An 11300-nucleotide genomic window follows, 5' to 3' on the forward strand; every position below is an offset into this window, starting at 1 on the left:
CCAGCATATGCCTAGAATGGACGCATCGTACTCCATTGGAGTGGCTCATGCGCACCGTTTCCATTTTCAAGAACGCCCGTAACCAGGCAATCCGCATCCCGAAGGACATGGAATTCGAGGGGGTGACGGAACTCGAGATCCGCCGCGAGGGCGACACGCTGCTGCTGCGGCCGGTGCGGCCGACGTGGCTGTCGCTCGCGAGTGAACCGCTGGCCGATGCCGACTTCCTCGTCGAGCGCCCGGCTGTCGTCGAATCCGGCCGTTTCGACTTGTCCGGCGCCGATGACGCCGCACCGACGGAGTCGGGCCGGTGACCACGCTCTACATGCTCGATACGAACATCTGTTCGTTCATCATGCGCGAGCGCCCACCGGTGGTGTTGTCCCGGCTGCAGTCGTGCGTCAATGCGCAGCACCGGATCGTCGTGTCGGCGATTACCTATGCGGAAATGCGGTTCGGCGCGGTCGGCAGAAAGGCATCGCCGAAGCATGCGGAACTCGTGACGGCCTTTGTCGCTCGGCTGGACGGCGTGTTGTCGTGGGATACCGCGGCGGTCGATGCAACGGCGGCGATTCGCGCCGACCTCGCCGCGCGCGGCACGCCGATCGGCGCAAACGATGCGTCGATCGCCGGTCACGCGATCGCGGCCGGTGCCGTGCTCGTCACGAACAATCGTCGCGAGTTCGGCCGCGTCGCGGGGTTGTCGCTCGAAGACTGGGCGGCCTCGGCCTGAGGTCGTGAATGCGCGATGGCGTGGCGCCCGCGCGGTCGCACGTCACGCGCGAGGAACAGGCGGATCCGCGAGGAAGGCGCGGCGGAACGCGTCGAGATACCGGTCGGCGTCCGCGCTGAATTCCCCCGGCAGCAGCGCGAACGCGCGGGCCTGCAGATCCTGCCCGAGCGTCGCGTAGATTGCTTCGTCGGACAACAGCGCGCGGATCGCATCGTACGTCGGCGGCGAAGCAATCCGCTGCGCATCGCGCGCCAGCAGCGCAGCCGCCGCCACCTCAGGCTGGAAACCGTGCTGCTCGAGCAGGTCGGGCGCCACGTCCCAGATGCGCTCGCGATTGCCTGCGTCGTGGAAATGCGTGAGCAGGAACAACAGGTCGTACGCGTCGCTGTTCTGGCGCGCGCGCCGGTCCTTCCACGCGAGCAACTTCAACAGCGCAAGGGCCGGCAGGCTCGCCACCGGCACCGCGACGTCGGCCGCGATCGACACGACCAGCGCCGTATCAATCGCCTCCTGAAAGCCCAGCACATTCAACACGAAATCGCCGCCAGGCGGCCACGCGATTTCGCCGGGCGGCGTTTCGAGCGGCCCGAACGGCACGAGATCGAGTTCCGTGCGAAAGCCTTGCGTCCCGCTGTCGAACAGCAGTTTCTGCTGATGCTTCGGCGCACGCGCGAATCGCCCGGTCGCGACGAGCGCGTCGACGAGCCGTTCGTGAAACGGCCAGCTCACCGCGCACACCGCGACGTCGACGTCCCGCGTCGCACGCACCGGGCGGATGCCGTGGACATGCCACATCAGGATGTCGCGCGCGGTCGCACCGGCGACGACGAATGCCGCGTCGAGCTGCGCGCAGGCCGCGCGGACCGCCTGCAGCAGCGCGACCGCCGCCGGCTCGAGCGGCCGGCGCGCGTCGACTTCAAGCGGGCGGGCGGGCGAGGTATCGGTCATGGATGTGTTCGGCGGCGGCGAGATTGCGACTGTCCCCGGACGAGACGAGATCCGCGTAGATCAGCAGCGGCGGCACGAGCGGCACGTCCTGCTCGCGCCAGTCGAGCGCCGGCGACGGCGGCCAGAAGGCTTCGAGCAGCTCGACGTCGCCACGCTCGTCCGGGCGCAGGCGTGCCTGGAGCAGCAGGCGGTTCGACACGGCGCCATGCGTATAGACGGTGATCGCGGCCGGCTTCAGGTCGTGCGTCAGCAAGTCGGCCGCGGGTTCGCCGCCCAGCCGCGCGTCGAATGCCGCGAAATCGAAGCCGCGCCACCAGTCGGGCGCGAGCGCGGCAAACCGCCGGGCCGGCAGTTTCGCGCGCAGGCGGCTCGGATACAGCGCGACCCATTCCTGCATGAAGCGCGGCCAGTCGGGCATCAGCCGTTCGCCGTTGCGCCGCTGCGCGACAAGGCCGCGCGCGAGCAGGTCGTCCATCGCGAGATTGACCGTGCCGAGCGCGACGCCCGACGCGGCAGCGATCGCCCGGTACGGTTGCGCGACGAGGCCCGGCTGCGTCGCGAGCGCGAACATCACGGCCAGCCCCTTGGGCGTCGTCGCGCGCGATGCCTGCCGGCGCGGCGTGCGGGCGGGTTTCGGCCGGCCGGAAATCATCACGGTCGCTTCCGGCTGGATCAGGCACGCATTGCCGGCCGTGTCGAGAAACGGGATGCCTTGATCGGTCAGGCGGGCGGCCAGCTCGACCGATACGTACGGCGCAACCAGCATCAGCGGCCGCTCGCCGGGCAGCGGGGCGCCGCCGCGCCGGCGCAGCGCCGCGCGTGCGTCCTGCACCGATTCGACCCCGACGCTCACCGCCGCCGGCATCTCGAAGGCCTGCCCGGCAATGGCGAAACGGATCATCGCGTCGGCATGCGCGTCATAGGCGGCCGGCACGCGCACAGGCCGCGCACGGAAGCGCCGGGTCGCGCGTTCGAACGCGGCGCAGGCTTCGTCGAGCACGTGCTGTTCCGCTATCGGCAGGGTGGCGTTCTCGGGCATCGGGGTGGATCGCTTGTTCACTTTTCTGCCAGCGTACACAAAAAATGTACAACCGTCAAAAAATGAACAAGAACGCTCAACCCTTTGATGGGACGGGATTATTCCGGAATGACGAACGGAACTCAACGTGCACTCCCACCCGAGAAATCAAGACGAACTCGCAGTGTCCCGCATCCCGATGCGTGGCCGGCAGTCGCCCGAATGGCCGGTTTCCTCCCGCCGTGCGATTCGTCTTGTGCCGGAGGATAGACCGGCAACTCAAGGTTGTCTCAGCGACGACTTTCTGTCTGTCAGGTTGCCGCTCAACCGACTATCCTTGCCTGCACATTCCCCACGGAACCCAGGAGACGACACCGTGACGCACAGCGTGATCCCCGCAGGCCTCGCCGACGAAATGATCGAGATCCGGCACCGCATTCATGCCCGCCCCGAACTGGGCTTCGAGGAATTCGCGACGAGCGATCTCGTCGCCGGGCAGTTGCAGGCGTGGGGCTACACGGTGCAGCGCGGGCTCGGCGGCACGGGCGTCGTCGCGCAGCTGAAGGTGGGCAATGGCACGCAGCGCCTCGGCCTGCGTGCCGACATGGACGCGCTGCCGATCCACGAGTCGACCGGCCTGCCGTACCAGAGCACGATCCCCGGCAAGATGCACGCGTGCGGTCACGACGGCCACACGGCGATGCTGCTCGCGGCCGCGAAGCACCTGGCGCGCGAGCGCCGCTTTTCCGGCACGCTGAACCTGATTTTCCAGCCGGCCGAGGAAGGGCTCGGCGGCGCGAAGAAAATGCTCGACGACGGGCTGTTCGAGCAGTTCCCGTGCGACGCGATCTTCGCGATGCACAACATGCCGGGCTTCCCGACGGGCAAGTTCGGCTTCCTGCCGGGGCCGTTCATGGCGTCGTCCGATACCGTGACCATCGACGTGCAGGGGCGGGGCGGCCACGGCGCGGTGCCGCACAAGGCGATCGACCCGGTCGTCGTGTGCGCGCAGATCGTCATCGCGCTGCAGACGATCGTCTCGCGCAACGTATCGCCGCTCGACATGGCGATCGTCACGGTCGGTGCGATCCACGCGGGCGAGGCGCCGAACGTGATTCCCGACCGTGCGCAGATGCGCCTGTCCGTGCGCGCGCTGAAGCCCGAGGTGCGCGACCTGCTCGAGACACGCATCAAGGAAGTCGTTCATGCGCAGGCGGCCGTGTTCGGCGCGACCGCGACGATCGATTACCAGCGTCGCTATCCGGTGCTCGTCAACGATGCGGAGATGACCGCGTTCGCACGCGGTGTCGCGCGCGGGTGGGTCGGCGAAGCGAACCTGATCGACGGGATGGTGCCGCTCACCGGCAGCGAGGATTTCGCGTTCCTGCTCGAGAAGCGGCCGGGCTGCTACCTGATCATCGGCAACGGCGACGGGGAGGGCGGCTGCATGGTACACAACCCCGGCTACGACTTCAACGACGCGGCGCTGCCGATCGGCGCATCGTACTGGGTCAAGCTGGCGGAGACCTTCCTGGTGTGACGCCGCGTCGCATCGACGTGGGCACCGCCGCCCGGTGCGCCCCCGCGCGGCCATGACACCGGCCGCGCGGGACGCATTGGAAACGCGCCAAAGGCGCTACACAAGAGCTACCGCAAACCCTCGCCCAGGCTCCTGTTCCATTGGAAACGCTCACGCGCTGAATTTGACGCTCCTTGACATCGACGGCACGGGCCGCGTGCTACGCTGCGCGCGACGCCGGATCGGCTCGATGAATACAGGTGTGGACGACATGCGAAAACAGTTTCTGACCGCGCTGACGGCTTGCGCGGTCGGCGTTCTGGCGGCCGGATGCGACGACCAGAAGGTGGCTGACGCGGTGAATGCGATCAAGCCCGATCCGATGGCGTTCGGCAATCTGCGGCCGGGCGTCTCGACGACCGAGGACGTGCTGCGCCAGGCGGGCAAGCCCGAGATGGTCCGGCAGGGCGACGACGGCTCGCAGCGTTTCGAGTATCCGCGCGGCCCGTACGGCACGAGCACGTACATGCTCGATTTCGGGCCCGACGGCCGGCTCGTGTCGATCACGCAGGCGCTGACGGCGGCGAACATCGCGAAGGTCGTGCCGGGGATGTCGAAGGACGACGTACGGCAACTGCTCGGCAAGCCGACCGAGGTCGCGCAATACGCGTTGAGCCATGAGGAAGTGTGGAGCTGGCACTGGGCCGAGGGCGGCGTATCGGGCGACGCGATGTTCAACGCGCATTTCTCCCCCGACGGCACCGTGATCCGGACTTCGCGCTCGGAAGCGCCGGGCCGCGAAAAACCCTGACCGCGCAGCCGCGCGGTGTCCCGGGGTATTTTTCGTCAGAATGCCGTGCCGCCGAACAGCGCGGCCGCCATCTCCGGATTCGACGGCCAGTACATGTGCATGTAGGTCGCGACGATCGGGCCCGCGCGATACACGGCTTCGCCGCTTCCGGGCGCGCCGTCGGGCCGCGCGGCCGTCGCCGCCGGCGCCAGCGGCGTATCGAGCCGCGAATAATGAAACGTATGACCGCGCATCGGCCCGGTGCGCGTGTCCAGCTGCTGCATCCCGAGCGCCGCGAACCGGCGCTGCATCGTCGCATGGCCTGACAACAGTCCGAGCATCGGCGTCGTCGCGCCGTCCACGTCGGTCAGCGATTCGCACAGATACACCATTCCTCCGCATTCCGCGACGATCGGCAGGCCGGCCGCCGCATGCGCGCGAATCGTCCGCGCGGTCACGGCATTCGCCGCGAGCGTCGCCGCGTGCAGTTCCGGATAGCCGCCCGGCAGGAACAGCGCATCGCAATCGTCGGGCACGGGTTCGTCCGCAAGCGGCGAAAAGAACGTCAGCTGCGCACCGAGCGCGTCGAGCAGCGCGAGATTGGCCGGATAGATGAACGAGAACGCGGCATCGCGCGCGATCGCGATCCGCTTGCCGGCGAGCGCGCGCGGCAGCGCGGCGTGAACGTCCGGTTCCGCGAACGCGACGGCCGGCGGCAATTCGGCGAGCGCCGTCTGCGCGAGCACGTCGGCCGCACGCTCGAGACGCGCGTCGAGATCGCCGATGTCGGCCGGCTGGTGCAGGCCGAGATGCCGTTCCGGCAGCGCGATGCCCGCATCGGCCGGCACGTGCCCGAGCCAGCGCAGGTCGTCCGGCAGCGCCTGCCGCAGCAGTTCCGCGTGTCGCGGCGACCCGACACGATTGCCCAGCACGCCGTGAAACGGCACCTCCGGCCGGAACCGCGCGAGCCCGAACGCGATCGCCGCGAACGTCTGCGCCATCGACTTCGCGGCAATCACCGCGACGACCGGCACGCCGAACGCGACCGCGAGATCGGCGCTGCTCGGCGTGCCGTCGAACAACCCCATCACGCCTTCGATCAGGATCAGGTCCGCGTCGCGCGCCGCATCGGCGAGCAGCGCGCGGCAGCCGGCTTCGCCGACCATGCCGAGGTCGAGCGCGTGCACGGGCGCGCCGCTCGCGCGTTCGAGCAGCATCGGATCGAGAAAATCCGGCCCGGTCTTGAACACGCGCACGCGCCGGCCGAGCCGCCGGTGCAGCCGCGCGAGGCCGGCCGTCACCGACGTCTTGCCCTGGCCGGACGCGGGCGCGCTGACGAACAGCGCGGGGCAGGCCGGCATCGCTCAGAACTCCACGCCGGGCTGCGCCTTCACGCCTTGCTCCTTGTACGGATGCTTGACGAGCCGCATTTCGGTGACGAGGTCGGCTGCGTCGATCAGCGCATCGGGCGCATGCCGCCCGGTGACGACGACGTGCACCGATTCCGGGCGCGCGACGAGCGTCGCGAGCACTTCGTCGAGCGGCAGGTATTCGTACTTCAGCACGGTGTTCAGCTCGTCGAGGATCACCATCCGGTACTCGCCGCTTTCGATCATCCGGCGCGCCTCGTCCCAGCCCTTGCGCGCGGTTGCGATGTCGGCGTCGCGGTTCTGCGTGTTCCACGTATAGCCGTCGCCCATCGTCACGAAGTCGCATTGCGCGACCGCGCCGAGGAAGTCGCGCTCGGACGTGTGCAGCGCGCCCTTGATGAACTGCACGACACCGAGCCGCATGCCATGGCCGAGCACGCGCACGGCCATGCCGAACGCGGCCGTGCTCTTGCCCTTGCCGTTGCCGGTATTGACGATCAGCAGGCCCTTTTCCAGCGTGGCGGCAGCCTGCTTCTTTTCATGGCCGGCGCGGCGGCGTTCGGTCATCCGCTGATGGGATTCGGCATCGGTCTTCATCGGGAATCGTCCTGTCGAAAGCGAAACAAAAGGTTCAGAGCGGGCCGGCGAGCGCGACCGTCACGCCGTCCCGGATGGATTTGGGGCCGAGCAGCCGGCCATCGGGCGCCGCGAGCCGCGCGCACGGCTCGGCCACGCCCGCGACGCCGAAACGCGCGAGCGCGGCAGCCGACGGGCGGCTCAAGGCCGGTTCGGGGCACCGCGCGAGCTGCGCCGCGTCGAACGCGACGAGCGGCCAGCCGCGGCGTGCGCACAGCGTGCGCAGCGGCCGGGCACGCGCCTTGTCGGCGAGCGTCGCGACGACGGCCGGTTCGGCGCCCGGGTAGCGCGCCAGCGCCGCGCGGATCGCGGCATCGAGTTGCGCGGCCGTCACGCCCGCGCGGAAACCGACGCCGAGCGCGACGCGCATCATGCGCGGCCGCCGAGCGCCGCGCGCACCGCCGGATCGTCGGCGAGCGCCGCGACGCGGCCGATCACGACGATCGCGGGCGAGCCGATACCGGCGGCGCCGATGCGTTCGACGACCGTGTCGAGCGTCGCGAGCGCGTGCCGCTGCCCGTCGCGCGTCGCGTTCTCGATCGCCGCGCACGGCATGTCGCCGGGCACGCCGCCGTCACGCAGCGCGGCCACGATCGTGTCGAGCCGGCGTATGCCCATGTAGATCACGATCGTCATCCGCGTCGCGGCCAGCGCGCGCCAGTCGGGCTCGTCGGCGCCCGCGCCGTGGCCCGTGACGAAGATCACGCCCTGCGCGTCGCCGCGATGCGTGACCGGAATGCCGAGCGCGGCCGGGGCCGCGATACCGGCCGTGATGCCGTTTACGACCTCGACCGGGAAACCCGCCGCACCGAGCGCGAGCAGCTCCTCGCCGCCGCGGCCGAACACGAACGGATCGCCGCCCTTGAGCCGCGCGACGCTGCGGCCCGCGCGCAGGTGCGCGAGCATCGCGGCGACGATCGTTTCCTGCGGCGTCGACGCGTGGCCGCCGCGCTTGCCGACGTGCTCGATGCGCGCGTCGGCGCGCGCATGGCGCAATACATCGGGGTTCACGAGATCGTCGACGAGCAGCACGTCGGCCGCGGCGATCGCGCGCACGGCCTTCAGCGTCAGCAGATCGGCGTCGCCGGGGCCGGCGCCGACGAGCCAGGCGCGGCTCATCGGACGCGGCACGGCGCACACCGTGTCGTGGCAGTGGAAAGGGGACAGCGAGCGGCGCATCGGCGGCCGGCGGACAGGCAAGGCATGACGGATCGGGCGAAGCCCGCGCGAACGCGGGCGGAAAGCGCACCCCATCCGTCCCCCGCGGATCGGGCGTTCGGCGAGCAGCGGGCTCGCCCCTTGCGTCGGCCGGTATCCGGGCTGGCCGCTTGCCAGGCCGCAGCCTTCCCGCCCGCTGAAGGGCAGTGGCATCGCGGGCGGCCTGGGCGCGTGCGGGGGGAACCGCGGCGCGCGGGCGGCGTACCGTTGCGGGGACAGCACAGGCCGGGCGGACTTCCGCCTCCTGTTTCCCGTTTAACTGCGTGCGCGGAATGCGCATGCGAGCACCGAACGCGGCGCATACGATAGCACAGCGGTCGGCCCGCGCGAACCCGCCGCGCGGGCGCCGCAAGCGCCCCCGGTGCGATGCCGCCACCACGCCGGACGCGCCGCGGCGGGCCGTTCCGCCTTTACCTTGACGCTCCCCGCACCGCCGCCTACACTCGCACGCGTTTCGGTGCTCGCGCGCGCTCCTCCGGCGCGCGCAGTTAAACGGGAAACAGGGAGCCTGCCTGCGCCGCAGTCGGGCCAACCTGTGCTGCCCCCGCAACGGTAAGCGAACGCGTCGCGCCCAGCGCGATGCAGCGCCGCTTCGCCGCATGCCTGCCGCATGCGGACGACCGCCACTGGATGCCGCGCATCCGGGAAGGCGAAGCGGCGTGTTCGTCAGCCCGGATACCGGCCGAGACGTTGGGGTTCAGCGCCGCGGGGAGGCGGCGCATCGTCCACGGCCGCAGTTCGCCGGACGCCCGGGCGTTGCCCTTCCTTCGCCGATCCGTCAGCCGCTGCACGCGTGCGGGCCGGGGCGAAGAACGGCCAGCGCCGCGGGCAGGCCGACGACGGCCGTGTTGGCATTCATCATGTCGACCGTTCGCAAAGGAGCATCATGCTCGACTCGTTCTTCCGCCTGTTCAACGACAGCCCGTCCGGGCTGCGCGGCAAAATCGTCGCGATCTATTCATTGCTCGTCGCATTCAACGTCGGCGCGTGGATCTGGGCCTTCATCGCGTTTCGCGACCAGCCCGTGCTGCTGGGTACCGCGCTGCTCGCCTACGTGTTCGGGCTGCGCCACGCGGTCGACGCCGATCATATCGCCGCGATCGACAACGTCACGCGCAAGCTGATGCAGGAGGGCCGCAGCCCGCTCGGCGCGGGCCTGTTCTTCTCGCTCGGCCATTCGACGGTGGTGATCGTGATGTCGGTCGCGGTCGCGCTGACCGCGGCGTCGCTCGCGCGCTTCGAGAGCATGAAGACCTGGGGCGGCGTGATCAGCACGAGCGTGTCGGCGTTCTTCCTGCTGGTGCTCGCGGCCGCGAACCTGCTGATCCTGATCTCCGTGTACCGGACGTTTCGCGCGGCCCGCCGCGGCGAGCCGATCGTCGACGCCGACCTCGACATGCTGATGAACCAGCGCGGCGTGCTGGCCCGCCTGTTCCGGCCGTTGTTCCGCCTCGTGTCGCGCAGCTGGCACCTGTATCCGGTCGGCTTCCTGTTCGGCTTCGGCTTCGATACCGCGACCGAGATCGCGCTGTTCGGCATTTCGGCCACGCAGGTGCAGGGCGGCCTGTCGTTCTGGTCGGTGATGGTGCTGCCGGTGCTGTTCACCGCGGGCATGACGCTCGTCGACACGACCGACGGCATCCTGATGATGGGCGCGTACCGCTGGGCGTACGTGCGGCCGATCCGCAAGATCTACTACAACATGACGATCACGTTCGTGTCGGTGCTGGTTGCCGCGCTGATCGGCGGCATCGAGGTGCTCGCGCTGCTCGCGGACAAACTCTCGCTGCAGGGCCCGGTATGGGATTTCGCGACGATGGTCGCATCGCATTTCGGCATGCTCGGCTACGTCGTGATCGGCCTGTTCGTCGCGTGCTGGATCGTATCGGCCGCGATCTACCGCCTCAAACGCTACGACGAGATCGACGTGACGCTCTCGGCCTGACTCCCTTTTAGACACAGGACCCACCATGACCCTACGCAAGCTTCCCGTCACGATCGTCACGGGCTTTCTCGGCAGCGGCAAGACCACGCTGATGCGCCACATCCTGCAGCATGCAGAAGGCCACCGCATCGCGGTGATCGTCAACGAATTCGGCGAGCTCGGCATCGACGGCGAAATCCTCAAGGGCTGCGGGATCGGCTGCGAGGATGCAGACGGCGCAGAAGGCGCCCGCAGCGAAGCGTCGGGCCAGCTGTACGAACTCGCGAACGGCTGCCTGTGCTGCACCGTGCAGGAGGAGTTCTATCCGGTGATGGAAGCGCTCGTCGAGCGCCGCGCCGACATCGATCACGTGCTGATCGAGACGTCGGGCCTCGCGCTGCCGAAGCCGCTCGTGCAGGCCTTCAACTGGCCGACGATCCGCAACAGCTTCACGGTCGACGCGGTCGTGACCGTCGTCGACGGGCCGGCCGCCGCGAGCGGCCAGTTCGCCGAGAACCCGCAGGCCGTCGACGCGCAGCGCCGCGCCGATCCGAACCTCGACCACGAATCGCCGCTGCACGAACTGTTCGCCGATCAGCTGTCGTCGGCGGATCTCGTGATCGTGAACAAGGCCGACCTGGTCGGCGACGCACAGTTCGCCGAAGTCGAAGCCGCGATCCGCGAGGAAATCCCGCCGCAGGTGAAGATCGTGCGCGCGACGCGCGGCGAACTCGATCTCGCGATGCTGCTCGGGCTCGAGTCGGCATCGGAGGAAACGATCCACCTGCGCCACGACCATCACGGCTCGGCCGACGACGGCGATCACGATCACCATCACGACGATTTCGATTCGGTGGTGGTGTCGGGCGACGCCGGCTCGCGCGAAGCGACGATCGCCGCGCTGCAGCGTGTCGTCGAGACGCACACGATCTACCGCGCGAAAGGCTTCGCGGCGCTGCCCGATGCGCCGATGCGGCTCGTGATCCAGGGCGTCGGCCGTCGCTTCGACAGCTATTTCGACCGTCGCTGGCAGGACGGCGAACCGCGTGCGAGCCGCTTCGTGCTGATCGGCGAGGATCTCGACGCGGCCGCGCTGCAGCGCGCGTTCGAGGTCGCGTGCGCGGCCGAGCCGCAACAGGCGTAA

General features: G+C 69.4%; 12 protein-coding genes and 2 riboswitches. Of the genes, 6 read left to right on the forward strand and 6 right to left on the reverse strand.

Translation table 11 applies throughout. From position 1 onward, the window contains the following. The first annotated feature begins 47 nt into the window (after positions 1-47). Both vapB and U4Z64_RS24105 read left to right on the forward strand, forming a co-directional pair. A complete protein-coding gene (gene vapB / locus U4Z64_RS24100; protein ID WP_044843570.1) occupies positions 48-314 on the forward strand; it encodes a type II toxin-antitoxin system VapB family antitoxin in 267 nt (88 codons plus the stop codon). After that, positions 311-733 carry a PIN domain-containing protein gene (locus U4Z64_RS24105; protein ID WP_257773187.1) on the forward strand — a complete coding sequence of 141 codons (423 nt, stop codon included), beginning with the start codon at positions 311-313 and terminating at the stop codon, positions 731-733. The genes vapB and U4Z64_RS24105 overlap by 4 nt, the downstream gene beginning before the upstream one ends. Positions 734-775: 42 nt before the next feature. On the opposite strand, the gene U4Z64_RS24110 is transcribed toward U4Z64_RS24105, so the two are convergent. Further along, positions 776-1681 carry a nucleotidyl transferase AbiEii/AbiGii toxin family protein gene (locus U4Z64_RS24110; protein WP_321821288.1) on the reverse strand — a complete coding sequence of 302 codons (906 nt, stop codon included), beginning with the start codon at positions 1679-1681 and terminating at the stop codon, positions 776-778. Further along, positions 1650-2720 carry a type IV toxin-antitoxin system AbiEi family antitoxin gene (locus U4Z64_RS24115; protein ID WP_321821289.1) on the reverse strand — a complete coding sequence of 357 codons (1071 nt, stop codon included), beginning with the start codon at positions 2718-2720 and terminating at the stop codon, positions 1650-1652. The genes U4Z64_RS24110 and U4Z64_RS24115 overlap by 32 nt, the downstream gene beginning before the upstream one ends. A gap of 355 nt (positions 2721-3075) precedes the next feature. On the opposite strand from U4Z64_RS24115, the gene U4Z64_RS24120 reads away from it, so the two are divergent. Together U4Z64_RS24120 and bamE are read left to right on the forward strand one after the other, a co-directional pair. Beyond that, positions 3076-4239 (forward strand): M20 aminoacylase family protein, encoded by a 1164-nt coding sequence (locus tag U4Z64_RS24120; protein ID WP_321821290.1) that lies wholly within the window; start codon positions 3076-3078, stop codon positions 4237-4239. Positions 4240-4489: 250 nt separating this feature from the next. Beyond that, complete coding sequence (gene bamE, locus U4Z64_RS24125) at positions 4490-5029, forward strand: outer membrane protein assembly factor BamE domain-containing protein (RefSeq protein ID WP_321821291.1); 540 nt, start codon at positions 4490-4492, stop codon at positions 5027-5029. A gap of 35 nt (positions 5030-5064) precedes the next feature. On the opposite strand, the gene U4Z64_RS24130 is transcribed toward bamE, so the two are convergent. From U4Z64_RS24130 to cobA, 4 genes are read right to left on the reverse strand one after another with little or no spacing between them, the layout of a single operon-like run. Continuing rightward, positions 5065-6369, reverse strand: a complete 1305-nt coding sequence (locus U4Z64_RS24130; RefSeq protein WP_321821292.1) for a cobyrinate a,c-diamide synthase — start codon at positions 6367-6369, stop codon at positions 5065-5067. 3 nt (positions 6370-6372) lie between these two features. Then, a complete protein-coding gene (gene cobO, locus U4Z64_RS24135) occupies positions 6373-6975 on the reverse strand; it encodes a cob(I)yrinic acid a,c-diamide adenosyltransferase (protein ID WP_321821293.1) in 603 nt (200 codons plus the stop codon). A 34-nt stretch (positions 6976-7009) separates the two neighbouring features. Continuing rightward, positions 7010-7387, reverse strand: a complete 378-nt coding sequence (locus tag U4Z64_RS24140; RefSeq protein WP_044843564.1) for a cobalamin biosynthesis protein — start codon at positions 7385-7387, stop codon at positions 7010-7012. After that, the gene (gene cobA, locus U4Z64_RS24145; protein ID WP_415750591.1) at positions 7384-8193 is read right to left on the reverse strand and encodes a uroporphyrinogen-III C-methyltransferase; all 810 of its coding nucleotides are present in this window, start codon (positions 8191-8193) and stop codon (positions 7384-7386) included. The genes U4Z64_RS24140 and cobA overlap by 4 nt, the downstream gene beginning before the upstream one ends. Before the next feature lie 109 nt (positions 8194-8302). Further along, positions 8303-8539: riboswitch (cobalamin riboswitch) on the reverse strand. Between the two features lie 131 nt (positions 8540-8670). After that, positions 8671-8934, forward strand: a riboswitch (cobalamin riboswitch). Between the two features lie 184 nt (positions 8935-9118). Between cobA and U4Z64_RS24150 the strand changes: the two genes are divergently transcribed. Further along, positions 9119-10177: a HoxN/HupN/NixA family nickel/cobalt transporter gene (locus U4Z64_RS24150; RefSeq protein WP_044843562.1), complete on the forward strand. Its 1059-nt coding sequence runs from the start codon at positions 9119-9121 to the stop codon at positions 10175-10177. 25 nt (positions 10178-10202) lie between these two features. Further along, entirely contained in the window at positions 10203-11300 is a 1098-nt protein-coding gene (gene cobW, locus U4Z64_RS24155) for a cobalamin biosynthesis protein CobW (protein WP_321821294.1), read from the forward strand.

This window comes from Burkholderia sp. BCC1996, from assembly GCF_905339955.1.
GTDB lineage: Bacteria > Pseudomonadota > Gammaproteobacteria > Burkholderiales > Burkholderiaceae > Burkholderia.